The following is a 23619-nucleotide window of genomic DNA, read 5'->3' as shown; positions in this document are numbered from 1 at the left end:
AACCTAGCTGCTCATCACGATAAGCGGCCAGGTTGCGCTTCCGGTCGTCCCGAGAAGCTTGTTGCTTTTTAGAAAAACCAGTACAGTCGAGAACGTCCAGCCCCCGACAAACGGATTGGAGGACGCCCGCGATGGCGCTTCCCCTGAAGCTCCCGACGCTCTCTGTCAAGGAGGCGGCCACCGCCCTTGACGTGCACCCTTCGACGATTTACCGCTGGGTCGGCGAGGGGGAACTCGACTCGATCCGCTACGGCAAGCAGCCCGCGGAGGGCAGCAAGAAGCGCGGCGGAGAGATCCGGATCCCTGAGCACGTGGTCGACGAGCGTCTCCGCCGCGGTCCGGTCGTGGAGAACGCGAAGGCGGGGGTGGCCCGATGAGCGCCGCCTCGGAGAAGCTCGGGAGCGTCACGTGAACCGGCGACTGTCCGATCTCCCCGCTCCTTGGCGCGAGCGGATTCGCGAGACAGGATCCTGCTGGATCTGGTGTGGCCAGCGGACGAGGGATGGCTACGGGCGCTATAGCGGCTCAGGCGCTCATCGGGTCATCTACGAAGCCCTTGTCGGCCCCATACCGGAGGGGCTCGAGATTGACCACCTCTGTCGCGTCGTGTCCTGCGTCAATCCGGAGCACCTGGAACCGGTTGACCGCCTCGAGAACATGCGGCGCAGGTACGAGATCTACACGCACTGCAAAACCGGGCACGAGTTCACCCCCGAGAACACCTACGTGATGCCGAATGGTCGGCGCAGCTGTCGGACGTGCCGTAACGCCGCCTCGCTGCGGTACAGGGCGCGTAGGCGAGGTGCTGCGTGATGGCCGACCAGCAGCACTCGATCGTCGACCAGCCCGCGACACCTCAGGCGTGCAGCCAGGACTATCGTCCGCCGGCTGAGGCTGCTCAGGCCGCCGCCGAGGCTCGTACCCAGCTCGGCCAGCTCGGCACCGGCCAGCAGCACACCCACCGCAGCTGACCATGGACGCCGAGGACGACTACAGCCCCGACTGGTGGTGCCTGCTCTGCGGAGACAGCGGCCACTACAAGGACGGCCCCGCCATCCGCGAATGCCCGGATGGCCCCCGCAGCTGCACCTGAACCCTCCCGGCACTGCCAATCGAAGGGCATAGCCATGTTCACCGGAACCCCCGAAGAGCTCCAGCGCCGCGAGCAGCAGGCCAAGAACATCGCTGGCCGGATCGTGATGCTCCTCGACGACCTCGAGGCCCTCGGCCTCGGCAACGTCGGCGGCCAGCTCCACACCCCCGGCGGAATCATCCGCCAGACCGGGCGCGGCTGGACCGTCACCGCCCGCTAGACCCCACCCCTCCCGGCACGACCAACCGAGGAGCACTGTCATGGCTACCGACCCCTGGTTGAGCAGCTTCCCGTCGTCCGTCGTCACGTTCACCCCGACCCTCGACGACATGGAGTCCGAGCACTACGGGCTCTTCGTCTCCAGCCTGGGTGGCGAGGACACGGATGGCGAACTGATCGTCGTCGGGGCCGACCTGACCCTGCGGCGGGCGCTGGCGGCGATGGCCGCCCACGCCCGGACCGTCTGCAGCTGGGACGGCTACGACGCGGTCGCCGAACTCCGGGACCGCATCAACGGCGGCGACTTCACCGTCGCGATCACGAGCACCCTGTTCGTTCGTGAGGCTGACGGCGGCTGGTCCCTCCAGCGCCGCGCCGACGGCCAGCCGGCCGCGTGGCTCGTCAGCCCCTGGCACCCCGCCGCCCGCTAGCCCCTCCCCACTTGACCACCGAGGAGCCGTCATGCCCATCTTCAGCCGCACCCCCAAGCAGTCGCTCTGGCCGCTCGACATGCAGGTGATGGCCCGGGGTCTCCGTGCCATCGCCGACGGCCTGGACGCTGGCGACGACGAGGCCATCGCCCTGGTCGACGACGCCGACCTGCACCCCGAGACCATCCTCGTCTACCTCAGCCGCCACGCCATCTGACCAGCGAAAGGGCCACCAGTCATGTCCAATGTCACCCGCCTCGCGGACCGCCGCTCCTCCACTGTCGAGGATGCCCTCGCCTCGATTCACGCCGCTGCCATCGCCGATTACCTGACCGCTTCCCTGGCCCGGGACTGGGACGGGATGCGGATCGTCCGCCGCCGGGCTGAGCAGCTCGACGCCAAGCACGGTGGTGGCCTCGTCGACCAGCTCGACGCCCTCCGCAGCCAGCCGGCCGCCTGATGGGCAGCGTGTGGCGGGATGCCCGCAGCATCACCGACCTCGGCCAGCACATGGCCGCCTGGCTGGAGGGGCGACTCCCGTCCTGGCCGGGCTACCACGGTCCTTTCGGGCAGGAGGAGACGGACGGTGCCCGCCACCTGATTCCGGTCCTCGCCGCCGCGAACCGCGCTGGGTATGTCACCACCTGCTCGCAGCCGGCCTGCGATGAGGTCCTGGACGGCGTCCGGTGGCGGCAGCGGGCCTGGGTTGAGGGGGTCGTCGACAAGCGCAGCCCGCTCCTTCGCCGCCTGGAGGACCTTGCGGGCCGGGGGTTCACCGTCGTCCACGGGTGGCCACGCGCCGGGTACGAGCTCACCACGCGCGACGGCCGGGCTGTCACCGGCATCGGCGGGTTCCGGATGCGCCGCAACGACGTGGTCCGGGAGTGGCGAGGCGTCGGCCACCAGGCCATCCGCGACCTGAAGGAAAACGGCGTCCGCATCCACCTCATCGACCTGACCTACGGCCGTGACGACCGCCTCTGGCCCGCCCTCGCCAACGCGATCCGCTAGGAGACCCCGTGTCCAAGCTCGGCAAGAAGGTGTCCCGCAAGCTCGACCAGGCCGCGCACGTTTTTGTCTCGGCCGGGTACCGGAGGGGATCGGTGTCCATGGCCGTTGCGAACAACGCGTCCCGGCTGTTGCTCGGCCGGGACTGGGAGCGATGCGACGCCGGCACCGACTGCCCCATCCCGGAGCACGAGCACTACGACCTGCCCTGACCGGCTGCCCGATCCGCCCGTCTCGCACGGGCGGTGAGGGGAGCCGGGACAGTCCCAGCCCAGGAAGGCACGATGACCGAGCTCAAGACGATGACCACCTCGGAACTGCGGCGCTTTGTCAGCGTCACGGAGATTGCCCTGAAGCACGCCAGGAACACTACCGACTCGAAGCTCGCCACTGCGGCTCAGCGGGACATCGACGAGGCGACCCGAGAGCTGGCTCGCCGCTCCTGACCGGCTGCCTGTGGTTCTGGCACCCCAGCCGGAACCACAGGGAGCTGGGACAGCCCAGCCAGGCGATACGCCCTCGATGGCAGAAAAGTTCGTCGCCGGCTGACCTGTAGCCCTCGCCGGCCGTCTCGCACGGCCGGCCTGGAAATCCGGCCAGCACCACCACCCCACCCTGCGACACGAGGAGCTTCGCCATGCCCATCTTCCGCCGTCAGACCAAGTCCGTGGGCGTCCGCCCGACCGAGGAAGACGTCCGTGCCGCCGCCGCATCCATCAACGCTGGCGACCAGGGCCCGGCCGACCTGCTGTGTATCGGGTCCGGCGAGTACCGGCAGGAGACCGCCATGCGGATCTTCCGCTACATCGATGTCGAGGCTGACTGATGGGCGCCGCGCTGGTCGGCATCCACAAAGCCCGGGTCTTCCTGATCCTCGCGGGCCTGGCCTGGATTGCCGGCCTCCAGCCCCCGCTCCTGACCCGCCTTGCCATCGCCCTGCTGGTCGCTGTCGCGATCACCGGCGAGGGCTTCCTCGAACAGCATCAGCCCGCACCACCCACCCCCACACGTACCTGATCAAGGAAGGGCAGTCTCGTGAGCAGCGACATGGCCGGCTTCTACGCCGAGAAGCGCCAGACCAAGGCGGCGGACCGCGAGCAGGACCGCTTGGACCGCCGGGAGGAGCGGGAGCAGAATCGTGCCGACGCCCAGGCCCGGGACGATCTGCGGGCGAGGCAGCGACGCGAGGCCCTGGCCGAAGCCAAGCGCCGCAAGGCCGAGCAGGCAAAGAAGTGGGCCGACCGGCGGGCTGCCGTCACCAAGTGGCTTGACACCGACGCCGACACCGCGATGGTCCTCCCGATCATGGCCATCGGAATGGTCGCCGCCATCACCTTCCAGGTCGACGCACTCGATGGCGCTGGCTTCGGCCGGATCTTCGCAGGCCTGCCCCTCATGGTCGCCCTGGTCCTGGAGCTTGGCGCTGGCGCCGCCACCGTCATGACGGTCCGCGCGGCGAAGGACGGCCGGCCCGCCGGTCCGTTCCGTGTCGCCATGTGGGCCTGCGCGCTGGTTGCCGCGACTATCAATGCCGCCCACGGCTGGACGATGGAGATCGACGGCGAGCGCGCCTACTGGCCAGCCGCGGTCCTGTTCATCGTCTCCCTCGCTGGCACCGGCTACTGGGAGATGCGGTCCATCGGCCGCCACGGCACCTCGCGCCGCACGAAGGAGGAGCGCGCCAAGGACAAGGCGCGTGCCAAGCACACGAAGAAGCGCAAGAAGACCTACCCGGAAGTCGCCGCTCGAGCCCGGGAGATCATGCTGGCGAATCCCTTTGAGAAAGTCGAAGCGGAGCAGGCGTGGGCTGATGCGTGGATGGACATCAAGGGCGCCCCGCTCGGGATGTACGCCGAGGTGTACGAGAACCGCGGCAAGGCGCAGGCCGCAACGACGAAGGCTCGCGCCGTCGCCGACGAGGCGGCCATGGCTGCTGGACTGGACACCTTCCTCGACTCGCTTCTCAGTGGCGGGCCGAAGGGCGATGACGACCCCGGCGCGAGTTCCGCCAAGCGTGGCCCCAAGAGCCCGCCTCAGGCCCCTACAGCCCTTGGGGGGCTTGGGAAGCGTTCATCCGGGCGCGCGCCCCGCAAGGACGCCACGGAGCCCCTCGAACAGGCCCACATCGATAGGGCTCGCGAGCTCCTCAACCTCATCGGCGAGGACAAGTTCTCTGCCCGCGAGGTCGCCAAGCTTCTCGGCCGCAGCAACGTCTACGCCCGCCGGATCCGCAACGCCGTTACCGAGAGCCAGGAGGGATGAGTCCGATGTCGACCGCCGCCCAGCACCCGCACCTGACCGTCGTCCCGCCCACGCCCGTCCAGCCGCCCGCCCCCCTCGAGGGTGTTGTCGTCGGGAAGTCGAAGACCGTCGAGAAGACGACCCGACCGGCTTGGCTCGGAGCCGCCGTGAACCACGCGAAGGACAACCGGCTGTACCTGCCGCTCGCTGGCCGCGGGTACCGGCGGATCGGCGCCCGCTGGGCCGACCGCTACCACGACGACTACCCGGAGATGATCGCCACCGCCCGGGCAGCGCTGCGAGAAGCCACCGCCGACCGGCAGGGTGATCTGAAGGCTCTCGTGAGGGAGCGGCGGGTGCAGTACCTCAAGCACCGCCTCACATACACCGGCGTCACCGGGGCCTGGGCAGCGGCCGGCGGAACCGGGCTCGCGGTCGCCACCGCGACGGGGAGCCTGTGGATCGACCTCCTCGCCGGAGTCGGCGCCTACCTGTACGGCCTGCGTCACGGCATCGGCTGTGACCAGCCTCCCGGCATCCCCGCCGCGGGCCAGTTCGTGACCGCAGGTGGTCCGGGCTCGCACCTCGTCGACGGCCAGCATGATGCGGCCCCCGCAGCCGAAAGCGACGAGCCCGAGCTCCGACGAATCCTGGCCCAGCTCGGCTACCCGAACGTCACCATCATCGACAACCCGCCCATGAACGCCGACGGCACCCGAACGATCACCTTCGACCTCGGCGGTACGGGCACCGTCACCGAACTCCGCAAGAAGACCGAAGGACTTGCCAGCGCCCTCAAGCGAGACCTCACCATGGTCGACATCGACAAGGTGCCCGGCAATGCCGGCCGCGCCAGCCTATGGACCTCCACCACCGATCCGTTCGAGGCGCCCCGCCCCAATCCGCTCCTCGCCAACCCCCAGCACATCGACGCGTTCACCGACGGCGCTCCCGTCGGCTGGACCAAGCGCGGCACCACCATCCGGCTGCCCATCCGCAACTCGCACTTCCTCATCGGTGGCACCACCCGGTCCGGCAAGGGGGTCGGCATGGCCAACCTCATGGCTGGCGCCGCCCTCGACGCCCGGATCAACCTGCGCCTCGCGGCAGGCAAGGAGAACGGCGAGTTCGACGCCTACGCCAAGGCGGGCGTCGCGAGCACCTACTTCAAGCCCAACCCGAAGCGCCTCCTCGCCCTCATTGACGCCCTGCTCGCCGACATGGATCGTCGCAACAAGATCCTCGGCAAGCTCGGGAAGTCCAAGATGGTGCCCGCAACGATCAACCAGCTCGGCGGGATCGAACTCGTCGTCATCGACGAGCTGGCGACCTTCACCGCCAAGAACAGTCACGAAGACCGAGACGAGCTCCTGGAAAAGCTCATGAACCTAGCCGCGGTATCCGCAGGTGCCGGAATCCTTCTGGTCCTCACCACACAGCTGCCGCAGGTCGACGTCGTGCCCAGCCGTCTCTCCATGAACTGCCTGACCAAGTGGGCCATGAAGGTGGACAGCGCAAGCCAGTCCAACACAATCCTTGGCGACGGCCAGTCCAGCACCGGGCGGGACGCCAGCAAGTTCGATCCGCCCCGTCCCGGCCTCGGCTGGATGGCCAACCCCTTCGCTGGCATCACCGACCTTGCCCGATCCTTCGACCTGGACGAGGACGAGCGCGGAGAGGTCACGCAGCTCATGGAGCATGCCGCGCGCATCCGCGCGGCTGCCGGTCGCCTGGCCGGGCAGTGGGACGACCCGATCGAGCAGTACCTCCTGAACGCGACCAGGCTGTCCTCGGCCGCCGGTGGCCCGAAGAACGACGGGGTGCCAGGCCGCTCCGCGACTCAGGCCGCCATCCACCTGATCGTCGCCGAGGCCCTGGCGGTGATGGATGAGCGGGGAATCGACCGGATCCGCACCGAGACCCTGGCCGCGGCGCTCCACCTGGGCGCGGACGAGCTGAAGGCTCAGATGCGTGCGGCGGGCGTCCCCGACCCCAGTGGGATTGGCCCCACCGACGGCATGCAGAACCCCCGCGGCTACAAGCGCGAGACGCTCGCCAACGCCTGATATGCCCCGATCATCCCCCTGATCGGGCGCTGCGCGGCCTGCTTCACCGCAGGTCAGCGCCCGATCGGGAGTCGCTCGCCAACTGCTCGCGCCGACCGTCGAGCAGCCCCGATCCGACAGCGAGCAACCCCTGACCTGCACCGGAGCAGACCGAGCACGCCCTCGAGCAGAGTGCAAACCACCGCAAACCCACCATGAAGGAGACCGTCATGAGCAAGAGCTGGAGTAGCAGGAAGCGCGGCGACTGGAAGGATCTCAATCGCTGGCTGGGCAGGGGCAAGACGATCTACATCGTCCGCACCCCCGAGTACGCCGGCAACTCCGCGCTGTGGAACCACCCCCGCTACTGGGTCGCGCACACCTGCACCGGAGAGCACCCCCTCCTCGGCGGATGGATCTTCGACAAGTCGCCCACCACCACCCTCGAGAGCCTCTTCAGCCTCGGTGACGGAACCATCTACGACGCGCCGCCCGCCGGCATCCCCCACGTCTCCGATCCTGGCCCCGACTGCCGCGACGAGGGCCTGTACGGCATCGGCCGCGGCCAGGAGTTCAAGGGGAACCTGCAGGACGGCGAAATGGAGATGCGGCGTCTCGGCTGGGAGGCGCGCGACCGGGCCAAGGCAGACAGGAAGTCCGGCGTCCGCAAGGGGTGGTGGTGATGGACAAGCTCACCGACGAGCAGTGGATCAAGCAGAACAGCAACCTCGGACCTACCCGTGCCCGCCTCCTCGGGAAGTGCGTCAAGTGCGGCGGCAAAGGTCGGCTGTGGTGGGTCTTCGGTGGCGAACGCGGCTGCGTCCAGTGCGACAAGTGCCGCGGTGACGGGAAGGGTCAGCCCAAGTGACCGCCACCTGCGCAGCAGCCGCCCCCACGCGGGCGGCTGCCCCCACCCTCACCATCGACGACCGGCTCGCCCTCAGCCACCTGGCTATGGATGAGCGGCTCGCCAGCGGAGGCGTCAGCATCGCCGTCACTCTGGCCGGCCACCCGATCCCGGACGTCGACCTTGGCGCCCCGATCATCCCGGCCTGGCGGCCCACCCACACCAGCCCCGTCGCACAGGTCCTCGAGACCGCCGGCCACCTGATCGCCGAGGCGGGCTGGTCTCGGCGGTGGCTGCGGGAGACCGGCGGGGCCATGTGCCTCCTTGGCGCCATCCGCACCGCCGCCGGCGGCGAAGGCCCGCTCGCCGACGGCGCCGCAGATGTCCTCCTCGGCCAGATCCGCGCCGAGCAGCCCGAGGTCCAGTCGGTTGCCGCCTGGAACGAAGCGCAGACCAACCAGACGCCCGTACTCGGACTTCTCGACCGAGCTGCCCGCCATGCTGACAAGAACGGCATCTAACCCCAGGAGGCGTCATGGGATACGCGCACTACAAGATTTGGCGCAACGGCCAGCAGATTGAAGCCGGCTACGGCGTCACCGCCACCTGCGAGGAGCCCGGCTGCAGGGCTGAGATCGACCGCGGCCTCGGCTGCCTCTGCGGCACAGAACCCGGAGGCAGCGAGACCAGCTGTGGCGGCTACTACTGCGGCCAACACCTGTACATGTCGCTCGACGGCGACGTCGGCGACCTCTGCGGACGGTGCATCACCGCCTACCGGCGCGAACACCCGCACGTCGATGTCTGAGCTGAAGGAGACCCTCATGGACTACAACGAGCCCTGCGGCGAGGGCATGTGCCAGTGCCACTGCGGCGCCGGCCACGCGTGCGGCTGTGACTGTCCCCGATGCGACGACTGCCGCCAGCTGTTCGAGTACTGCGACTGCGAAGACTGACCTACTCGCGGCCCTGGCCCTCACCGGCCGGGGCCGCCTCCTTGACCGCACGTGCCATCCACCCTGGCCCGGACGCCTGCATCGGTGCCGTTGTCGGTACCGCGCCCAGCAGCTCGCACAGCCGGTCCAGCTCCCGCTGACACTCCTGCTCGGTACGACCACGGACCATGTACGAGACGCCAGAGACCCCCATGTGCACAGTGTGCCGGGCATGGGGGTCTCTGGCGGTGCAGATCAGACCGGGTTCGCCGAATCGGGGGCCCACTCCGTCCGGTAGTCCCGGTGCGCCGTGAACTCAAACGCCATCAGCCGCAGCTGGAGTTCCGCCAGCCGGCCCGCGCGTCCGTCTACCCACAGGTATGGGACGATCGTTTCCTCAAGGAGCCGAATGCGGGCCTGGGCTGCGGTCACCCTCTCCTGGGCGTGCGCCGCGGCCCGCCCTGGGTGCAGGTCAAGTGAGTCGGCATTCCGAGCCAGGGCGCCCGCTATGGAATGGGCGTTGAGGCGATCGTCGTCGAGGCGTGAGCGGAGAAACCGCAGCAGGTCATCCATGCCTCATTGTGGCGCGGCTCCATCTTCCTTGACGTCACGATCTGGCATATGTCACAGTGCCCTCAGCGAGATACTCGTGTGTCCGCATCCTCTAAGCCCCCATCCTCGCTGGGGGCTTTTCGTGTTCCTGGGGGTGGTATGGAACTGCACGAGCTGTACCCCGACGACCTCGTCTTCGAGAACGAGGCCAGCGAAGCCACAGGGGTTCCAGGCACGGTCATCCGGCAATGGGCACGCCGAGGCAAGATCCGGCGCTTCCATGGCCGGCCCGGCGAGTACTCGGGCAATGGGCGTGAACACAAGACGATGTACGCCCTTCCTGAGATCAAGGAGCGCGCCGCCTCCTACCGGCCCATGCCCCAGAGAACCCCCAAAGCCGCCTGATCGACGAGGAGGTGCCTCATGGCCTTCCCCGTCGGAACCCCGACCGTCACCCTCGTTGGCACAGTCCCGTCCGCAGTCGCTGGCGCCCCCTTCACAGGCCGGCTCGTCTGCAAGCCGTCCACCTACCTGGTCGATGCTGGACGCAACGCCGTCTACCCCGGTGGCGGCTCGGTCGCCTTCGATGCTGACGGCAGCTTCTCGGTCGTCCTGCTGCCTTGCGACGCATCCGGTGTTGAGCCCGCCGGGTGGCGCTGGTATCTCGACCTGCAGCCCACGGGCGGCACGCGAATCGCCTTCTACGCCAACATCACCGGCACGGGAACCGTGCACTTCGACGACCTCGCGCCCGTCCCAGCCCCCAACGGCGGACCGGTCGGCGGCAGCGCGGTCACATCGGTCAACGGCGAGACGGGCACGGTCGTCCTTTCCGCCGCGGACGTCGGTGCGGACCCGTCGGGGACGGCCTCGACCGCCGTAGCGGCGCACGCCGCAGCCACAGACCCACACGGCGACCGCACGGCAGCGGCGGCTGCTCTGTCCGCTCATGAGGCCAACACCACCGCCGTGCACGGCATCGCGGACACCGCGCTGCTCGAGACCCAGGCCGGCGCGCAGGCCAAGGCGACAGCCGCACAGAACGCGGCCACCACAGCCGCGGCATCGGCCCTGTCCGCCCACGAAGCCGACACGACTACGGTCCACGGCATCACCGACACCAGCGCCCTCGAGACGGCCACCGGCGCTACCGCGAAAGTGACCGCCCACAAGGACGCCCTCGACCCGCACGGCGACCGGGCTTGGGCGGACAACAAGTTCGCCACCCAGGTCGCGCTCAGCAGCCTCGATGGATTCGTCAACGACGCCCTCACGCGGGTCGCCGCCATCGAGGGCGGCACTGCCTGGCTGTCCGGCCTTCAGGTGGCCGGCAATGCCGTCGTCTCCGGCGGGGACCTGACCATCTCGGACTTCGCCAAGGGCTACCGGTTCCGCCGCGGTGGCAGCGCGCTCGACTTCGAAGCCACCGGCGCCGACATGATCCTCTCCAACTGGTCCGGCACCGGGTTCAACGGCACCCAGTACAGCTACCTGCGCTTCGCCTCCAATGGTCTCGCCTCACAGATCGCGGGCCAGGTCGAGTTCGTGGACGCCCTCTACGGCACGACACGGCACACACTGGACGGGGCCGCCAACAAGCTTGGCTTCCACGGCGCAGCCCCGGTCACCCGGCAGACCGTCACCGGAACCCAGTCCGACGGGGCCGCGCTCGCCAGCCTCCTGTCCGCGCTCGCCACCGTCGGCTTGATCACCAACAGCTCCACCGTCGGCCAGTACGGGCCCCAGCCCAGCGACCAAGGCCTGATCACTTGGACGGGAGACCCCAACGACGCCGGGCACGTCACCGCCCAATCCTCAGGTGGTGTCGCCGGCCGCATCACGCTGGTCCGCATTCCGATCCGCGAGCAGATCACCTGGTCCAACATCTGGCTAGGGCTCTCCGGGATCGACGCCGGGGCCAGCCTCTCCAACTGCTACCTCGGCGTCTACAACGCGGCCGGCACCCTGATGGGGGCCACGGCGGACATCTCGTCGAGCTTCATGACGGGGGCCGTCGCTAAGGCACTGCCTCTGACCGCCCCATTCACGGCGCCGCCTGGGTTCTACTACATCGCGATGCTGCTCAACGGCACCTGGACGACGAACTCGTTGCACTTCAAGGCGACGGGCGCCGGCATCAGCGTTAACGCGAACCTGACCGCGCCCAACCTCCGCTACAGCAACATGCTGACCGGGCAGACGTCGCTACCCGGCACGCTGACCATGGCAAGCCAGGTCACGACGATCATCAATACCGGCTGGGGTTCCCAGTGGTACGGCGTCTCCTGATGACGGCCTCGCTGATCGGACTCGTCGGATGCGTGCCCACCGCGGTGACGCCCTGCCCGACGACATCCGACACGGCGAGGCCCGCCATTCGGATCATGCCGCTCGGCGACAGCATCACCCAAGGCGTCGGCAGCACCACAGGCGGCGGCTACCGACTGCCACTTGAGGAGTCCCTGCGACGAGTCGGCGTGAATGTGGACTTCGTCGGCAGCCAGAAGGACGGGCCGCTCGTCGACCCCGACCATGAGGGCCACAGCGGATACCTCATCGACCAGATCGCGGACAGCGTCGAGGTATGGCTGGCCCATGCCCGGCCTGACGTTATCCTCCTCCACGCAGGAATCAATGACCTGGCCCGCGGGCCGATGCCCGCGCAGGCAGCCGACCGGATGCTCGCCCTCATCCATCGCATCCACGACGACGCACCCCGCACCGTCATCCTGGTGCAGGGCCTCATACCGACCACGGCCGGCCTGCAAGCGCGCGTGCGTGCATTCAACGACCGCATAGGCGGGTATGGGCGTGACTACGTCTACGTTGAGCCGCCGGCCCTCAACGGGGAACAGATGACAGACCAGCTGCACCCCAACGATGGGGGCTACCAACGGCTGGCCGCGGTATTCAGTACCCCCCTGGCCCAGGCGATGCGTCAGACACCCCCGGGGTGCGAAGACCCCCCACCCCTCAGGTAGCCCCCCCCGGTAGCCCCGCCCCCTTACGTCTGGCCCCTCGCCCAAAGGCGGGGTAGGTCAGTTGCCCGGACAGAGAACCGAAGGTGGTGACGCCTGTGCCGACATCACCACCATCCAGATGCAGCACGGTGGGCTGCAAGGCGCTCGCCATCGGAAGAGGTCGATGCGAGGAGCATCAGCCTGCAGCGTGGGCGAACCGAGCGCGCAAGCAGGATCGCTACGGGATGAGCTCGGGCACGATGCGCTCACTGAAGAAGCGCGTCATCGCTCGCGACAACGACACGTGCTACGTGTGCGGCCGAGAACGCGACGAGGGCGAGACCTACGACCTCGAGCACAAGCGGCCGATTAGTCAAGGTGGAGCAACACGAGACCTGGAGAACCTGGGCCTGATCTGTGCAGACTGCCATGCGATCAAGTCCAAGGCGGAAGCCGCCGAAGCCAACAGGATCAAAAACCAGACCAGGCGCCGGGCCAGGGGGTAGGGGAGTCGAAATCCCAAAACCCCAGGTCAGGGGGCCCGCCGCGGTCAGTGAAAAACACCGCTGCACAGATCTGGCGATAGGGGGTCTTGATCATGGCCCGCATAGCCCAGCCGGCCGCCCTCAAGCTGATCAAGGGGCGTTCGCCCGGCACGGATACGGCAGGCCGGCCGGTCAACCCTGGCCCGGCCTTCCGGCGCATCGCTCCAGAGCCACCGGACTGGCTGTCCGAGGAAGCGGCTTCCGAGTGGCGCCGGGTGGTGCCCGGCCTGACCCGGCTCGACATCCTGAAGGAGGAGGACCGCGCCGTCCTCGCGGCGTATTGCGAGACGTGGTCTACGTTCGTGGATGCCATACGCCAGCAGCACCGGGACGGGCTGACCATCGAAGCGAAACAGGGGATGCTTCCCCATCCGGCCGTGGGGATCGCCCGCAACGCCGGCCGTGAGCTGCGCAGTTTCGCCGCCCACTTCGGCCTGACCCCTTCGTCGGAGCAGGCCCTCGCGAGGGGGGCCGACGATGGCAACGAGGACGACAACCCGTTCGCGTAAGCAGGCGCGTGCAGGCCTGGATCTGGAGCGGCTTCGGCTGTCGCCTGAGGTCGCCTGGTATCTCGAGGACCGCGGCTTCCCGATCCCCGACTGTCCGCCCCTGATCCAGACACCTTCTCCTGGCGACGCTCCGGGTGCGGTTTTCGACCCGGACCGCGTGGACAAGGTGATCCACGCGTTCAGCCTGCTCCGTCACACCCAGGGGCAGTGGGCGGGCCAGCCGCTGAAGCCGGACCCGTGGCAGGTGGCCTACATCCTGGCGCCGGTCTTCGGCTGGGTCCGCTGGGACGAGGACGCCCAGTCGTATGTGCGGATCGTCCGTGAGCTGTACGTGGACGTGCCCCGCAAGAACGGCAAGTCCACGCTGGCCGGCGGCCTCGCGATCTACATGACGTGTGCGGATGGCGAGCAGGGTGCGCAGGTCATCACCGCGGCGACGACGAAGGAGCAGGCCGGCTTCGTCTTCGAGCCAGTCCGCAAGCTCGCCGAGGCGGCGCCCGCGCTCAAGAAGCACGTTCTGCCACTGAAGGACAAGATCCTTCACAAGCGGTCCGGCTCCTACTTCAAGCCCATCGCTTCCGTGGCCGGCGCCCAGCACGGCGCGAACATCCACTGCGCGATCGTCGACGAGCTGCATGAACACAAGACGCCGGAACTGGTGGAGACTATCGAGACGGGTACGGGCTCGCGTCGTCAGCCGCTGGTCGTCATCATCACGACAGCGGACTCGGGCAAGCGGGAGAGCGTGTACGACCGCAAGCGCAAGCGGGTCGAGCAGTTGGCCCGCCGGGTGTTCGTGGCACCGTCGGTGTACGGCGTGGTGTGGGCGGCCGAGCGTGAGGACGACCCGCACGTCGAGGCAACCTGGCGGAAGGCCAACCCGGGCTACGGCGTCTCTCCGACCCGCTCGTACCTGCAGGCCAAGTCGGATGAGGCGAAACAGTCGCCGGCTGACCTGGCCAAGTTCTTGCGGCTGCACCTCGGCCGCCGGACGAAGCAGGAGACGAAGTTCCTGACGATGGAGTCGTGGCATGCCAATGCCGGGATGGTCGATGAGGTGCAACTGGCGGGGCGTGAGGCCTATGGCGGGCTCGATTTGGCGGCGACATCTGACCTGTGTGCGCTGTGCTGGCTCTTTCCGGATGACGAGCGCGGCGGGTTCGACGCCTTGTGGCGGCTGTGGACGCCGGAGGACAACGTCGAGAAGCTTGACCAGCGGACCGCAGGCGCGGCGTCGGTCTGGGTCCGCGAGGGCCTACTCGTCGCCACGCCCGGCAACGTTGCCGACTACGACTTCATCAAGGTGCAGATTGAGCGGGACATGGACGCCTTCGATGTCCGGTCGATCGGCTATGACCCCTGGTCAGCAGTGCCGTTGACCAATGACCTGGCCGAGTCGCAGGCGCCGATGGTGAAGGTCAGACAGGGCGTTGTGACGATGTCGCCGCCCTTGAAGGAACTACAGCGCCTGCTGCTGAAGGGAACACCTCAGGCGCCTCAGCTCCGACATGGCGGCAATCCAGCGGTGACATGGATGGTCGACAACTTGGCTGTGGCGATGGATTCGTCCGGCAACGTGAAGCCGGACAAGGCCCGAAGCGCCGAGAAGATCGATGCGGTGTCCGCTCTGGTGACGGCCCTGTCTGAAGCCATGACCCGCGAGGCACCCGTGAAGAGCGCTTACGACGACGGCGACCTGATGGTCCTGTGACAGGAGGTCCGCTGTGTGGGGTTGGTTCCCGTGGCGTCGTACCGCAATCCGCAAGCGGGTGGTGGTCAACCTGGCTGACAAGGCGTTCGCCGGCGTGTTGTGGGCCAAGCGGGGCCCGCTGCTGGTCCTGAAGGACGCGACGCTCATGCAGCACGGCGCCGCGGACACCCCGATGGACGGCGAAGTTCTGATCGAGCGGTCCCGGGTCGAGTTCATTCAGGTGGCGGGAGGCTGACGTGGCGTTCGTCGTCTCCCAAGGGCAGCTGTCGGGTGTGGCCGTCGCCCCATCCCTGACTTTCCCCACCTACGTTCAGCTCGCCTCGGACGTCTACCAGGAGTACGGCGCCTTGTACCGGCGTCAGCCGCAGATCAGGACCGTCGTCAGCTTCCTGGCTCGGAACATCGCCCAGCTGGGGCTCCACACCTACCGGCGCGTGTCGGACACTGACCGCGAGCGGCTCACCGACCATCCGCTTGCACGGATCCTGGCGGCTCCGGGCGCGAAGCTGACCCGGTACCGGCTGATCGAGCGCCTGGTCTGCGACTACGCGATCTACGATGCCGCGTTCTGGGTCAAGGTGCGCCTGGACAACGGCGAGCTCCTCGGCGTAATTCCGGTTCCACCGCCCAGGATGGAGGTGCAGGGGGACAGTTGGCTGGAACCCCAGCGGTTCGTGGTACACGGATCGAAGGGGAACCTGGAGCTGGCCCCCGACCAGGTTGTCCACTTCCACGGCTATGACCCGGATGACCTGCGCACAGGGTCCTCTCCGATTGAGGCCCTCCGGTCGATGCTGGCCGAGGAATTCGAGGCGACCAGATCCCGGGAGCAGATGTGGCGGAACGGGGGCCGCATGTCCGGGGTCCTGAAGCGGCCGGCGGACGCCCCCAAGTGGGATCCGACGTCGCGGGCCCGGTTCGGCGAGTCGTGGAAGGCGTACACCGCGGGCGGCGGCTCGGCGGGCGGCACGCCGATCCTCGAGGACGGCATGGAGTACGAGCAGCTCGCCCTCGATCCGTCGAAGGCCCAGTACATCGAAGCGCGGAAGCTGACACGGGAGGAGGTCGCGGCGGCGTATCACATCCCGCTGCCCATGGTCGGGATCCTCGACCACGCCACCTTCTCCAACATCCGCGAGCAGCACCAGCAGCTCTACCAGGACACACTCGGCCCCTGGCTGACAATGATCCAGGAAGAGATCGGGCTGCAACTCATCCCGGATCTGGCGGACTCCGACGACGTGTACGTCGAGTTCAACCTGCAGGAGAAGCTGCGCGGCTCCTTCGAGGAGCAGGCCGCCCAACTGCAGACCGCGGTCGGCGCCCCCTGGCTGCTGCGCAACGAGGCCCGCGCACGCATGAACCTGCCAGCAATCGACGGCGGCGACGACCTGATCACGCCGATGAACGTCCTGGTAGGTGGAATGGCTTCACCGACCGACACGGCTCCTGATCCGGCGGAGGCTGCCGCGCTCCCAAAAGGGCGGGGCCGCCTGGTGTTGATGAAGGCGGCCGGCCCGAGCAAACCGGACGACCTCGGGGACTTCGACGAGGAGCGTGACGCCTTCTTGGCCTCGCTGGGGCGCTGGACGCGGCGTGCCTTCACCCGACTGGAGTCCCGGGCGTCCGCGAAGGCGGGCGGCGTGCCGGACCTGCTGGCCTGGTGGGACGAGGGTGCGGAGGGCCGGCTGGCCGAGCTGACGGCCCTGCTCTCCGAGCACGGCTACCGGATCGCGCAGTTGGCGGCCTGGGGCGTGTTGAGTGAGTTCAATCCGGAGGCGGCCGGCTGGGACCCGGAGGTGATGCTCCCGTGGCTGCTGGCCGCGGCCGAGACGCACGCCGGGCAGCATGAGTCCGCCGGCCGAGACCTGGTTGCAGCGGTCGACGACAGCGGTAACGGTTGGCTGGCCAACCTGCAGCACGCCGGTGACGTATGGCAGTCGGCGGCCGATGTCCGCGCGATGACCGCAGCTACGGAAGCCCGCGGGTTCGGCTCGCACGACGCGGCCGGAGCGTCCGGGCTGACGAAGAAGGTGTGGCGGACGGGCGGCACAAATCCCCGGGCGTCACACCGCGCCCAGGACGGCGAGGCAGTCAGCCTCGACGACGTCTTCAGCAACGGGCTGCGCTGGCCGGGGGACGGCAAGGGCGAAGCCAAGGAAACCGCAGGATGCAAATGCCGTCTCGACTACGCAACGGAGTGACGATGCGAATCAAGAGCTGCCCCGTGCGCATCAAGGCGGCGGGCGAGAACGAGGGCACCGAGGAGGGCGTGTTCGAGGCGATCGTTGCCGCGTACAACCTCGACTCGGTCGGAGACAAGATCACACCGGGGGCGTTCGCTGACACCCTTGCCGCGTGGAAGTCCACCGGTGACCCGATCCCAGTCCTGTGGTCCCATATGTCCCACGACCCCGAGTACCACATCGGCGAGGTCCTGGAGGCTGAGGAGCGACCGGAAGGCCTGTGGGTGAAGGCCCGCATCGACACCGACCCCGGCACCAAGGCCGCTCAGGTCTACAAGCTGCTGAAGGGGCGCCGGGTTACACAGTTCAGCTTCGCCTACGACGTCGAGGAAGGCGCCTGGGTGGACCAGAAGGACGGCGAGGGTTTCTACGAGCTGCGCAAGCTCAAGCTGTACGAGGTCGGCCCCACCCTGATCGGCGCCAACCAGTCGACCGAGCTGCTGGACGTGAAGTCCGCCGACGGCGCCACGATGCGCATCGCGGTCGAGGGTGCCTCTGCCGCGCAGACAGATGAGCTTCGCCAGGCCCTGACGGGGGTCATGGCGGCGAAGGCGGGGCGCACGCTCAGCCAGAAGAACGAGCAGCGCGTGAAGGACATCGCGCGTCTCGCCAAGGAGCTGCTGGACTCCCTGTCTTCCAGCACTGATGACGATGAGAAGGCCACGCCGACTCCGCCCGAGCAGTCCTCGCCGCAGCCCCCTGCGGCCAAGGAGGCTCCGGCCGGTCCGAGCCCCGCCTCGCTCCGTCTGCAATCGGACCTCGCTGCCCTTGCGGCCGAGGTCTCCTCGCTTACGGACTGAGGAGAGCCGTGAACAAGATCGAAGAACTGAAGGAACAGCTCAAGCACCACCTGCTTCAGGCCCGCACGATCGCGGAGAAGGCGGAGAAGGACGGCCGCGACTTCTCCGACGACGAGCGCGCACAGGTGACCGAGCACATGAAGAAGGCCACCGACGCGAAGGATGCACTCGAGAAGGCGAAGGCCACCGCCACCATGCGGCAGGCCCTCGCCGACCTCGGTGAGGGTGTCGAGCTCGAGGAGAAGTCCGGCGAGCGCCGCACCCCCTCTGGCCTCATCGTCCCCGACGCTAAGGGCAGCCTCGGCGAGGCGTTCGTCAAGAGCGCCGAGTTCCAGGGTCTGATGGCCACCGCCCCCAACGGCGTCTTCGGCAAGGATCACCGGGTGCAGTCCCGGCCGGTCGGCTACAAGGCCCTCGTCACCGGCGGCAGCGACACCTCCGGCGGCGCGTTCGTCACGAACGACATGCGCGGCCTGCAGCTTGGCCAGCTGGCCTTCCAGCGACCGCTGCGCCTGCGCGACGTGGTCACCAACCTGACTACCACCAGCGACACCATCGAGTACGTCCGGATGACGTCGCAGACCAACAACGCCGCCCCGGTGGCGGAGTCGACCGCGACCGCAGACCCGGGCACCATGAACGCCGCGAACGGCGTCAAGCCCGAGAGCGCGCTGGCGTGGGCGAAGGTCACCACCCCGGTCCGCACGATCGCCCACTGGATCCCGCTCACCAAGCGGGCCCTGTCAGACGCCGCGCAGGTCCGCAGCATCATCGACGCCTTCCTCCGCTACGGCCTGGAGGAGGAGCTCGAGGACCAGATGGTGTCCGGCGACGGCACCGGCGAGAACCTCGAGGGCCTCTCGAACGTGTCGGGTGTGCAGGCGCAGGCCTGGGACACGAACCTGCTCACCACGACCCGCAAGGCGCGTACCAAGGTGCGCCTCGTCGGCCGCTCCACGCCGAACGCCTACCTCTTCAACCCTGCTGACCTCGAGGCGATCGACCTGCTCCAGGACAACGAGGCGAGGTTCTACTTCGGCGGCCCGTCCGGGCTGGGCACTGCCGGCACCCTGTGGGGCCTCCCGGTCATCGAGACCGAAGCCGTCCCGGCCGGCACCGGCTACGTCGGCGACTTCCGCAAGGCCGTCCTGTGGGACCGCGAGCAGGCGTCCATCACCATCTCGGACAGCCACGCGAACTTCTTCATCCGCAACATGGTCGCCATTCTCGCCGAGATGCGGGCCGCCTTCGGCGTTATCCAGCCGAACGCCTTCGTCGAGATCGACCTGACGGCCTGAGGGGGCTGACATGGCATACCTCAATCCGTCCGCTGGAGCCGCACGCGCAGGCGGCCAGACCGCCTCGGTGACCCCCCTGACGAATAGCAACGGAACTGGCGACAACACGATCGCAGATGTCGGGGCGAGCTTCTCGCAGGCGACTCTGAACAACAACTTCCGCGACCTGTCCGACAAGGTCAACGCCATCATTGCGGCCCTCAAGGCTGCGGGCCTCATGGCGTGAGCCTGATCAATTCGAGGCTGATCCGAGGCCGCTGCCCCGTATGCGGTAAGCAGCACGCCACCTGCGGGGCGGCGGCCTCAGATTCGGTCGCCGTCGACACACGACTGGAGGTGGCCGTCGTGAGCGGACCGCTGAAGAGGTACCAGGTGACCACGCCGTCGGGCGTGACAACCACCATGAAGCTGAACGCCGAAGACGCCGAGCGGCTTGGCGTCAGCACGGAGGGAAGCACCAAGGAGGCCGGTGGGCCGGCCGCGGACGCGACGGAGGCGCCCGCGAAGGCCCGGACTCCGCGCAACAAGGCCCGTACCGCGGTTGACAAGGACGGCGGTACGGGTGGTGACGACTGACTACCTGGCCGATCCAGCGGAGCTGTCGACGTGGCTCGGCGTAGCTGAGACGGATGCCAAACTCCTCGCGGCACTCAGCGCGGCCTCACGCCGATTTCGCGGCGCGGTACGCCATCCGGTGTCTCTGGTGGTTGCCGACACGATCGTCCTGGACGGCAGCGGCGCGCTGTCGCTGCTGCTGCCGGCGGCCCCTGTCACGGAGGTGTCGTCCGTCCTGGCAGACGGGCAGGCGTTGTCGGCGGGCACGGACTACACATGGTCAGCCGACGGATACCTGCACCGCCTAGGGGCCGTGTGGCCCACAGGTCTGCGGTCGGTGACCGTGATCTACAGCCACGGCTACGCCGAGATCCCGGGCGACATCCAGGAAGTCGTCATCGACCAGGCACGGGCGCTCTACGCGGTACTCCCGGGTGTGCAGCAGCAGACGGTCGGCGCGCAGAGTGTCACATTCGGAGTGCAGGCCGCGACCGGGGTGACGGCTCAGTGGTCCGCGGCCGTCGACCGCTACCAGCTCAACCGCGGGGAACGCCCATGATGTTCAACCAGAGTGCCGTGCGTGTCCGCGCCGGCACACGGACGGACCGCGGCGGCAACACCGTCACCGACTGGTCTCCCGGCGCGGTCAGCCGGCTCACCGTCACCGGTCTGAACATCCAGCCAGCCAGCCAGACCGAGACAGCCGACGAACAGCGGACGGCAGTCGTGACCGGCTACAAGGTCCAGTCCGCCGCGGGCGCCGCTCCCGACGTCAAGGCGGCCGACCGCATCGAGTGGGCCGGGCTGCTCTACGAGGTCCAGGGGGAAGTCGGGCGTTGGCCGCAGCTGTTCACCGACGCTCCCCATCACATCGAGTTCGTGATGGTGCGCGCCACCGGATAGGAGGCGACGATGCTCATCGACTGGCGCCTGAACTCGGCCGGCGTGCGCGAGATCCTTCAGGGCTCCGAAGTGCGCACCCTGATCGACGGCCTTGCCTCGGATGTTGCCGACAACGTCCGCGCGCTTGTCCCACCCGGTACGACGATCGAGGTTCGCGCCTACACGACCGACCGCGGCGCGGCCACCGTTGTCGTGGCGAACCCGCAGGCGATGGCCTGGCAGGCCCGGGACGGGATCCTGACCCGCGCGGCCGGGTTCGCAGGCCTAGAGGTCAAGGCTGTCGAGCGATGAAGCCGCTCGTCGTCTTCGGGGATGCCCAGGCTGCTGCCGCCGGCGTCCTCCGCACCGCACTGGCGACGCGTCCTGAACCCTACGCGGACGACGCCACCGTCGGAACCAGGGTCCCGGACAGTCGGGCCCCGGAAGCTCCCCATCTGCCCTACGTACTTGTCCGCAAGGACACCGACATCCCGCATTCATCGCTGGCCAACGCCCGCTGCACCCTGCGCGTCACCGTGTGGCACGAGGACGCCGATCAGGCCCACGACCTCGCGATGCTCTGCCAAGGGCTGCTGCTGGTGCATTCCGGTCCTGTCATTCGCGGAGTGCGCTCCGCGACGGGGCCGCTGGCTGCCACCGATCCGGACAGCGGGGTCGACCTCTCAACCCTGACGGTCCTGGCCAACGTCAAGCCGATCCCGCTGACCTGACCCATCCGCCCACCTGCGGCGACAACCCTTACCCAGAAGAGGAGGACGCCGTGGCCGGCGACCCGCTGAAGGCAAATCTGTGGACGGACGCGGACGTCTACATCTCCACCAATCTCGCAGCAGCCCTTCCCGCCGACGCCTCCACGCCGTTTGGCGTGGACTGGAGCCTCGTCGGGCTCCTCGACGGGGACGACGGCATGCCCGAGACCCGCGACGAGGACACCGACGACAAGTACGCCTGGGGTGGCATCCTCGTCCGCACCAGCCGCGCCCACTTCAAGCTGACGAAGTCCTTCACCGCGCTGGAGGACAACGACACGACCGCCTCGCTGTTGTGGCCGGGCTCGACGTCCACGCAGATCAAGGTGCCCCGCCCCGCCAAGGTCCTCGTGGCCTTCGAGGTCCGCGAGGGTGACAAGGTCCGCCGGCTGATCACCGCCAACTACGCCGAGGTCAGCCTCGACGGCGACCACGGCGAGACCGAGACCGAACTCGAGTCGATGACTTTCGCCGCGACGATCTTCCCGACCGGCGCCGGCGTCCTCTTCATCAAGCAGACCACGCCCACCCTGGTCAGTCTCTCCATCCCCGCGACGCTCTCCGTCGCGGACGGCGACATCGCCAGCCTCACCGCCACAGCCACTTACGACGACGCCTCCACCGCGAACGTCACCGCCCTGGCGACCTGGGTGTCGTCCGTTCCCGCCAAGGCCACCGTCTCCGCCGGCTTCGTCACCGGTGTGGATCCTGGGTCGACCACCGTGACGGCCACCTACGAGGGACAGTCCGACACCTGCGCCGTGACCGTCACCTGACCAGCCGCCGGGGCGCCGCCTTTCGTCGCGGTTCGGCGGCGCCCCGGTGTACCTCGAACCGCGACAAGGAGCCGCGACATGCCCATCTCGTACACCGACCAAGAGATCCACGACCGAGCAGCCTTCCTCGGGTACATCTCCCCGAGCCAGGAGCTTCCTCGGAATCTCCGCAGCCGCATTGTGGCCAACCTCATGGCGCGCGACGCGCCAGAGGCTTCCATCGAGCCCTCCCAGCCGCAGATGGCAAGAGAGATCGTAATCCAGCCGGGCGGCGTCGTGCTGGTCGACGGCGAGCCGTTCCCCTGGCTGCTCACCCGGCAGGCCATGGAGGTCTACCTCGACCCAGACGGCATCAGCACCGTCCGCCTGACCCTGATGGCCGACGCCGTGCGCATCATTCAGCCCGAACCGCGACCTGAGAGCGAGTAGAGCCATGCCCGGCCGTACCGCAACAACATCCGACAGTCAGCCCTTCGACTTCAACCTCGACGCCGTACAGGCGGAAGCTGAACTGATGCCCTTCCGCGTGCATTTCGGGGGCCGCCGCTACGCCCTCGCGCACCTCCAGAGCCTCGACGTCTGGGACCTCGTGGAGATCGCCGAGAGAGGCGATACCGGAGCCACACTCGGAGTCCTGAAGGCCGCGCTGGGCGAGACGTTCACGGAGTTCCGGAAGAACCCCCTGCCGCAGTACAAGCTGAAGCAGCTCTTCGAGGCCTATCAGAAGCACTGCGGGCTGCTGCCGGGGGAATCGGACGCCTCCGCGAGCTGAAGCGGAGGCACCCCCGCGCCCTGGAGGCTGACCTCCGGGCCCACTACGGGGTCCGTCTGCGCGACCTGTACGTAGGCGACATGACCTATCGGGAGCTCGCCTCCTACGTGCAGGGCCTGCCTCCGCACGCCCGGACCCGGACAGCGCTTCGGGAGGGCCGCCAGGAACCGAACGGCGAAGAAATCCTGCTTGCCGACCTCTTCGACATGCTGCAGCGCCTGAACTGGACGCTGATGGCCGTGAACGCCGACAAGTCGAAGGCTCCAAAACCGCCCAAGCCCTATGCCCGCTGGTGGCTCGCCCCTGAGATAGGCAAGGGGGCGGACAACGGGCCGCGTCTGGCCCGCCTGGAAGACGCGCGCCGCCGGGCCGCCGAGCGCAAGCGGCAGATCGAGCAGGGCTCCATCGCCTGAAGTCGTGAGGG

At 68.3% G+C, this 23619-nt stretch carries 41 protein-coding genes; 39 read left to right on the top strand and 2 right to left on the bottom strand.

What is annotated here, in order from left to right; all coding sequences use genetic code 11:
* Window positions 1-131: 131 nt before the first annotated feature.
* From ACFY7H_RS13120 to ACFY7H_RS13030, 19 genes are all read left to right on the top strand, one after another.
* Window positions 132-377, top strand: coding sequence for a helix-turn-helix domain-containing protein (locus tag ACFY7H_RS13120; RefSeq protein ID WP_388937396.1), 246 nt, complete (start codon window positions 132-134; stop codon window positions 375-377).
* A 31-nt stretch (window positions 378-408) separates the two neighbouring features.
* Window positions 409-813, top strand: a complete 405-nt coding sequence (locus ACFY7H_RS13115) for an HNH endonuclease signature motif containing protein (protein WP_388937394.1) — start codon at window positions 409-411, stop codon at window positions 811-813.
* Window positions 813-971, top strand: a complete 159-nt coding sequence (locus ACFY7H_RS13110; protein ID WP_388937392.1) for a hypothetical protein — start codon at window positions 813-815, stop codon at window positions 969-971. Before ACFY7H_RS13115 ends, ACFY7H_RS13110 begins: the two co-directional genes overlap by 1 nt.
* 156 nt (window positions 972-1127) lie before the next feature.
* Window positions 1128-1313, top strand: coding sequence for a hypothetical protein (locus tag ACFY7H_RS13105; protein ID WP_388937390.1), 186 nt, complete (start codon window positions 1128-1130; stop codon window positions 1311-1313).
* A 40-nt stretch (window positions 1314-1353) separates the two neighbouring features.
* Window positions 1354-1743 (top strand): hypothetical protein, encoded by a 390-nt coding sequence (locus ACFY7H_RS13100; protein WP_388937387.1) that lies wholly within the window; start codon window positions 1354-1356, stop codon window positions 1741-1743.
* A gap of 31 nt (window positions 1744-1774) precedes the next feature.
* Window positions 1775-1960, top strand: coding sequence for a hypothetical protein (locus tag ACFY7H_RS13095; RefSeq protein WP_388937385.1), 186 nt, complete (start codon window positions 1775-1777; stop codon window positions 1958-1960).
* A 21-nt stretch (window positions 1961-1981) separates the two neighbouring features.
* Window positions 1982-2203: a hypothetical protein gene (locus ACFY7H_RS13090; protein WP_388937383.1), complete on the top strand. Its 222-nt coding sequence runs from the start codon at window positions 1982-1984 to the stop codon at window positions 2201-2203.
* Entirely contained in the window at window positions 2203-2754 is a 552-nt protein-coding gene (locus tag ACFY7H_RS13085) for a DUF6919 domain-containing protein (protein WP_388937381.1), read from the top strand. Before ACFY7H_RS13090 ends, ACFY7H_RS13085 begins: the two co-directional genes overlap by 1 nt.
* Before the next feature lie 8 nt (window positions 2755-2762).
* Entirely contained in the window at window positions 2763-2963 is a 201-nt protein-coding gene (locus ACFY7H_RS13080) for a hypothetical protein (protein WP_388937378.1), read from the top strand.
* Between the two features lie 72 nt (window positions 2964-3035).
* Complete coding sequence (locus ACFY7H_RS13075; protein WP_388937376.1) at window positions 3036-3197, top strand: hypothetical protein; 162 nt, start codon at window positions 3036-3038, stop codon at window positions 3195-3197.
* Window positions 3198-3388: 191 nt separating this feature from the next.
* Window positions 3389-3577, top strand: a complete 189-nt coding sequence (locus ACFY7H_RS13070; RefSeq protein WP_388937374.1) for a hypothetical protein — start codon at window positions 3389-3391, stop codon at window positions 3575-3577.
* Window positions 3577-3768, top strand: a complete 192-nt coding sequence (locus ACFY7H_RS13065) for a hypothetical protein (RefSeq protein ID WP_388937372.1) — start codon at window positions 3577-3579, stop codon at window positions 3766-3768. The genes ACFY7H_RS13070 and ACFY7H_RS13065 overlap by 1 nt, the downstream gene beginning before the upstream one ends.
* 18 nt (window positions 3769-3786) lie before the next feature.
* On the top strand, window positions 3787-5013 hold the full coding sequence (locus ACFY7H_RS13060; RefSeq protein WP_388937370.1) for a hypothetical protein: 1227 nt from the start codon (window positions 3787-3789) through the stop codon (window positions 5011-5013).
* Window positions 5014-5018: 5 nt separating this feature from the next.
* Entirely contained in the window at window positions 5019-7058 is a 2040-nt protein-coding gene (locus ACFY7H_RS13055) for an FtsK/SpoIIIE domain-containing protein (RefSeq protein ID WP_388937367.1), read from the top strand.
* A 209-nt stretch (window positions 7059-7267) separates the two neighbouring features.
* Window positions 7268-7720, top strand: a complete 453-nt coding sequence (locus ACFY7H_RS13050; protein ID WP_388937365.1) for a hypothetical protein — start codon at window positions 7268-7270, stop codon at window positions 7718-7720.
* On the top strand, window positions 7720-7905 hold the full coding sequence (locus tag ACFY7H_RS13045; protein ID WP_388937362.1) for a hypothetical protein: 186 nt from the start codon (window positions 7720-7722) through the stop codon (window positions 7903-7905). Before ACFY7H_RS13050 ends, ACFY7H_RS13045 begins: the two co-directional genes overlap by 1 nt.
* A complete protein-coding gene (locus ACFY7H_RS13040; protein WP_388937359.1) occupies window positions 7902-8405 on the top strand; it encodes a hypothetical protein in 504 nt (167 codons plus the stop codon). The genes ACFY7H_RS13045 and ACFY7H_RS13040 overlap by 4 nt, the downstream gene beginning before the upstream one ends.
* 14 nt (window positions 8406-8419) lie before the next feature.
* Entirely contained in the window at window positions 8420-8692 is a 273-nt protein-coding gene (locus ACFY7H_RS13035; RefSeq protein WP_388937356.1) for a hypothetical protein, read from the top strand.
* Window positions 8685-8840, top strand: a complete 156-nt coding sequence (locus ACFY7H_RS13030) for a hypothetical protein (RefSeq protein ID WP_388937353.1) — start codon at window positions 8685-8687, stop codon at window positions 8838-8840. The genes ACFY7H_RS13035 and ACFY7H_RS13030 overlap by 8 nt, the downstream gene beginning before the upstream one ends.
* Window position 8841: 1 nt before the next feature.
* On the opposite strand, the gene ACFY7H_RS13025 is transcribed toward ACFY7H_RS13030, so the two are convergent.
* Window positions 8842-9033 carry a hypothetical protein gene (locus ACFY7H_RS13025; protein WP_388937351.1) on the bottom strand — a complete coding sequence of 64 codons (192 nt, stop codon included), beginning with the start codon at window positions 9031-9033 and terminating at the stop codon, window positions 8842-8844.
* Window positions 9034-9074: 41 nt separating this feature from the next.
* A complete protein-coding gene (locus ACFY7H_RS13020) occupies window positions 9075-9392 on the bottom strand; it encodes a DUF6221 family protein (protein WP_388937349.1) in 318 nt (105 codons plus the stop codon).
* 138 nt (window positions 9393-9530) lie between these two features.
* Here ACFY7H_RS13020 and ACFY7H_RS13015 point away from each other — a divergent pair, with 138 nt between their 5' ends.
* The 20 genes from ACFY7H_RS13015 (at window position 9531) to ACFY7H_RS12920 (ending at window position 23608) form a co-directional block, all read left to right on the top strand.
* Complete coding sequence (locus ACFY7H_RS13015; RefSeq protein WP_388937346.1) at window positions 9531-9776, top strand: hypothetical protein; 246 nt, start codon at window positions 9531-9533, stop codon at window positions 9774-9776.
* Between the two features lie 18 nt (window positions 9777-9794).
* Window positions 9795-11660, top strand: coding sequence for a hypothetical protein (locus ACFY7H_RS13010; protein WP_388937343.1), 1866 nt, complete (start codon window positions 9795-9797; stop codon window positions 11658-11660).
* Entirely contained in the window at window positions 11660-12352 is a 693-nt protein-coding gene (locus ACFY7H_RS13005; protein ID WP_388937341.1) for an SGNH/GDSL hydrolase family protein, read from the top strand. The genes ACFY7H_RS13010 and ACFY7H_RS13005 overlap by 1 nt, the downstream gene beginning before the upstream one ends.
* Before the next feature lie 224 nt (window positions 12353-12576).
* Window positions 12577-12837: an HNH endonuclease gene (locus tag ACFY7H_RS13000; protein ID WP_388937337.1), complete on the top strand. Its 261-nt coding sequence runs from the start codon at window positions 12577-12579 to the stop codon at window positions 12835-12837.
* A gap of 92 nt (window positions 12838-12929) precedes the next feature.
* A complete protein-coding gene (locus ACFY7H_RS12995) occupies window positions 12930-13385 on the top strand; it encodes a phage terminase small subunit P27 family (RefSeq protein WP_388937335.1) in 456 nt (151 codons plus the stop codon).
* On the top strand, window positions 13354-15096 hold the full coding sequence (locus tag ACFY7H_RS12990) for a terminase large subunit (RefSeq protein ID WP_388937332.1): 1743 nt from the start codon (window positions 13354-13356) through the stop codon (window positions 15094-15096). Before ACFY7H_RS12995 ends, ACFY7H_RS12990 begins: the two co-directional genes overlap by 32 nt.
* 13 nt (window positions 15097-15109) lie before the next feature.
* Window positions 15110-15331 carry a hypothetical protein gene (locus ACFY7H_RS12985; protein ID WP_388937329.1) on the top strand — a complete coding sequence of 74 codons (222 nt, stop codon included), beginning with the start codon at window positions 15110-15112 and terminating at the stop codon, window positions 15329-15331.
* Window position 15332: 1 nt separating this feature from the next.
* Window positions 15333-17300, top strand: coding sequence for a phage portal protein (locus tag ACFY7H_RS12980; RefSeq protein ID WP_388937327.1), 1968 nt, complete (start codon window positions 15333-15335; stop codon window positions 17298-17300).
* 2 nt (window positions 17301-17302) lie between these two features.
* Window positions 17303-18142: an HK97 family phage prohead protease gene (locus ACFY7H_RS12975; RefSeq protein ID WP_388937325.1), complete on the top strand. Its 840-nt coding sequence runs from the start codon at window positions 17303-17305 to the stop codon at window positions 18140-18142.
* Window positions 18143-18150: 8 nt separating this feature from the next.
* A complete protein-coding gene (locus ACFY7H_RS12970; RefSeq protein ID WP_388937323.1) occupies window positions 18151-19440 on the top strand; it encodes a phage major capsid protein in 1290 nt (429 codons plus the stop codon).
* Between the two features lie 10 nt (window positions 19441-19450).
* A complete protein-coding gene (locus tag ACFY7H_RS12965; protein WP_388937321.1) occupies window positions 19451-19666 on the top strand; it encodes a hypothetical protein in 216 nt (71 codons plus the stop codon).
* A 119-nt stretch (window positions 19667-19785) separates the two neighbouring features.
* On the top strand, window positions 19786-20016 hold the full coding sequence (locus ACFY7H_RS12960; protein ID WP_388937319.1) for a hypothetical protein: 231 nt from the start codon (window positions 19786-19788) through the stop codon (window positions 20014-20016).
* Entirely contained in the window at window positions 20003-20554 is a 552-nt protein-coding gene (locus ACFY7H_RS12955; protein WP_388937317.1) for a mobile element protein, read from the top strand. Before ACFY7H_RS12960 ends, ACFY7H_RS12955 begins: the two co-directional genes overlap by 14 nt.
* A complete protein-coding gene (locus ACFY7H_RS12950; RefSeq protein WP_388937314.1) occupies window positions 20551-20898 on the top strand; it encodes a hypothetical protein in 348 nt (115 codons plus the stop codon). Before ACFY7H_RS12955 ends, ACFY7H_RS12950 begins: the two co-directional genes overlap by 4 nt.
* Window positions 20899-20907: 9 nt before the next feature.
* Window positions 20908-21189, top strand: a complete 282-nt coding sequence (locus ACFY7H_RS12945) for a hypothetical protein (protein WP_388937311.1) — start codon at window positions 20908-20910, stop codon at window positions 21187-21189.
* Window positions 21186-21608 (top strand): hypothetical protein, encoded by a 423-nt coding sequence (locus ACFY7H_RS12940; RefSeq protein WP_388937308.1) that lies wholly within the window; start codon window positions 21186-21188, stop codon window positions 21606-21608. Before ACFY7H_RS12945 ends, ACFY7H_RS12940 begins: the two co-directional genes overlap by 4 nt.
* 50 nt (window positions 21609-21658) lie before the next feature.
* Window positions 21659-22423, top strand: a complete 765-nt coding sequence (locus ACFY7H_RS12935) for an Ig-like domain-containing protein (protein ID WP_388937306.1) — start codon at window positions 21659-21661, stop codon at window positions 22421-22423.
* Between the two features lie 78 nt (window positions 22424-22501).
* On the top strand, window positions 22502-22852 hold the full coding sequence (locus tag ACFY7H_RS12930) for a hypothetical protein (RefSeq protein WP_388937304.1): 351 nt from the start codon (window positions 22502-22504) through the stop codon (window positions 22850-22852).
* 4 nt (window positions 22853-22856) lie between these two features.
* Complete coding sequence (locus ACFY7H_RS12925; protein ID WP_388937301.1) at window positions 22857-23195, top strand: hypothetical protein; 339 nt, start codon at window positions 22857-22859, stop codon at window positions 23193-23195.
* An 80-nt stretch (window positions 23196-23275) separates the two neighbouring features.
* Window positions 23276-23608: a hypothetical protein gene (locus ACFY7H_RS12920; protein WP_388937299.1), complete on the top strand. Its 333-nt coding sequence runs from the start codon at window positions 23276-23278 to the stop codon at window positions 23606-23608.
* Window positions 23609-23619: the final 11 nt, after the last annotated feature.

It is taken from the genome of Streptomyces sp. NPDC012794, from assembly GCF_042901085.1.
GTDB lineage: Bacteria > Actinomycetota > Actinomycetes > Streptomycetales > Streptomycetaceae > Streptomyces.
Note: the sequence above shows the minus strand (reverse complement) of the source record. Positions and strands in the feature narration are given on the sequence as shown.

Excerpts from the sequence above, each read along its gene's own strand:
- ACFY7H_RS13120 (WP_388937396.1), top strand. The coding sequence starts at position 132 with ATGGCGCTTCCCCTGAAGCTCCCGACGCTCTCTGTCAAGGAGGCGGCC.
- ACFY7H_RS13110 (WP_388937392.1), top strand. The coding sequence starts at position 813 with ATGGCCGACCAGCAGCACTCGATCGTCGACCAGCCCGCGACACCTCAG.
- ACFY7H_RS13105 (WP_388937390.1), top strand. The coding sequence starts at position 1,128 with ATGTTCACCGGAACCCCCGAAGAGCTCCAGCGCCGCGAGCAGCAGGCC.
- ACFY7H_RS13100 (WP_388937387.1), top strand. The coding sequence starts at position 1,354 with ATGGCTACCGACCCCTGGTTGAGCAGCTTCCCGTCGTCCGTCGTCACG.
- ACFY7H_RS13095 (WP_388937385.1), top strand. The coding sequence starts at position 1,775 with ATGCCCATCTTCAGCCGCACCCCCAAGCAGTCGCTCTGGCCGCTCGAC.
- ACFY7H_RS13090 (WP_388937383.1), top strand. The coding sequence starts at position 1,982 with ATGTCCAATGTCACCCGCCTCGCGGACCGCCGCTCCTCCACTGTCGAG.
- ACFY7H_RS13085 (WP_388937381.1), top strand. The coding sequence starts at position 2,203 with ATGGGCAGCGTGTGGCGGGATGCCCGCAGCATCACCGACCTCGGCCAG.
- ACFY7H_RS13075 (WP_388937376.1), top strand. The coding sequence starts at position 3,036 with ATGACCGAGCTCAAGACGATGACCACCTCGGAACTGCGGCGCTTTGTC.
- ACFY7H_RS13070 (WP_388937374.1), top strand. The coding sequence starts at position 3,389 with ATGCCCATCTTCCGCCGTCAGACCAAGTCCGTGGGCGTCCGCCCGACC.
- ACFY7H_RS13065 (WP_388937372.1), top strand. The coding sequence starts at position 3,577 with ATGGGCGCCGCGCTGGTCGGCATCCACAAAGCCCGGGTCTTCCTGATC.
- ACFY7H_RS13055 (WP_388937367.1), top strand. The coding sequence starts at position 5,019 with ATGTCGACCGCCGCCCAGCACCCGCACCTGACCGTCGTCCCGCCCACG.
- ACFY7H_RS13050 (WP_388937365.1), top strand. The coding sequence starts at position 7,268 with ATGAGCAAGAGCTGGAGTAGCAGGAAGCGCGGCGACTGGAAGGATCTC.
- ACFY7H_RS13045 (WP_388937362.1), top strand. The coding sequence starts at position 7,720 with ATGGACAAGCTCACCGACGAGCAGTGGATCAAGCAGAACAGCAACCTC.
- ACFY7H_RS13035 (WP_388937356.1), top strand. The coding sequence starts at position 8,420 with ATGGGATACGCGCACTACAAGATTTGGCGCAACGGCCAGCAGATTGAA.
- ACFY7H_RS13030 (WP_388937353.1), top strand. The coding sequence starts at position 8,685 with ATGTCTGAGCTGAAGGAGACCCTCATGGACTACAACGAGCCCTGCGGC.
- ACFY7H_RS13025 (WP_388937351.1), bottom strand. The coding sequence starts at position 9,033 with ATGGGGGTCTCTGGCGTCTCGTACATGGTCCGTGGTCGTACCGAGCAG.
- ACFY7H_RS13020 (WP_388937349.1), bottom strand. The coding sequence starts at position 9,392 with ATGGATGACCTGCTGCGGTTTCTCCGCTCACGCCTCGACGACGATCGC.
- ACFY7H_RS13015 (WP_388937346.1), top strand. The coding sequence starts at position 9,531 with ATGGAACTGCACGAGCTGTACCCCGACGACCTCGTCTTCGAGAACGAG.
- ACFY7H_RS13010 (WP_388937343.1), top strand. The coding sequence starts at position 9,795 with ATGGCCTTCCCCGTCGGAACCCCGACCGTCACCCTCGTTGGCACAGTC.
- ACFY7H_RS13005 (WP_388937341.1), top strand. The coding sequence starts at position 11,660 with ATGACGGCCTCGCTGATCGGACTCGTCGGATGCGTGCCCACCGCGGTG.
- ACFY7H_RS13000 (WP_388937337.1), top strand. The coding sequence starts at position 12,577 with ATGAGCTCGGGCACGATGCGCTCACTGAAGAAGCGCGTCATCGCTCGC.
- ACFY7H_RS12995 (WP_388937335.1), top strand. The coding sequence starts at position 12,930 with ATGGCCCGCATAGCCCAGCCGGCCGCCCTCAAGCTGATCAAGGGGCGT.
- ACFY7H_RS12990 (WP_388937332.1), top strand. The coding sequence starts at position 13,354 with ATGGCAACGAGGACGACAACCCGTTCGCGTAAGCAGGCGCGTGCAGGC.
- ACFY7H_RS12975 (WP_388937325.1), top strand. The coding sequence starts at position 17,303 with ATGCGAATCAAGAGCTGCCCCGTGCGCATCAAGGCGGCGGGCGAGAAC.
- ACFY7H_RS12965 (WP_388937321.1), top strand. The coding sequence starts at position 19,451 with ATGGCATACCTCAATCCGTCCGCTGGAGCCGCACGCGCAGGCGGCCAG.
- ACFY7H_RS12950 (WP_388937314.1), top strand. The coding sequence starts at position 20,551 with ATGATGTTCAACCAGAGTGCCGTGCGTGTCCGCGCCGGCACACGGACG.
- ACFY7H_RS12945 (WP_388937311.1), top strand. The coding sequence starts at position 20,908 with ATGCTCATCGACTGGCGCCTGAACTCGGCCGGCGTGCGCGAGATCCTT.
- ACFY7H_RS12940 (WP_388937308.1), top strand. The coding sequence starts at position 21,186 with ATGAAGCCGCTCGTCGTCTTCGGGGATGCCCAGGCTGCTGCCGCCGGC.
- ACFY7H_RS12930 (WP_388937304.1), top strand. The coding sequence starts at position 22,502 with ATGCCCATCTCGTACACCGACCAAGAGATCCACGACCGAGCAGCCTTC.
- ACFY7H_RS12925 (WP_388937301.1), top strand. The coding sequence starts at position 22,857 with ATGCCCGGCCGTACCGCAACAACATCCGACAGTCAGCCCTTCGACTTC.
- ACFY7H_RS12920 (WP_388937299.1), top strand. The coding sequence starts at position 23,276 with ATGACCTATCGGGAGCTCGCCTCCTACGTGCAGGGCCTGCCTCCGCAC.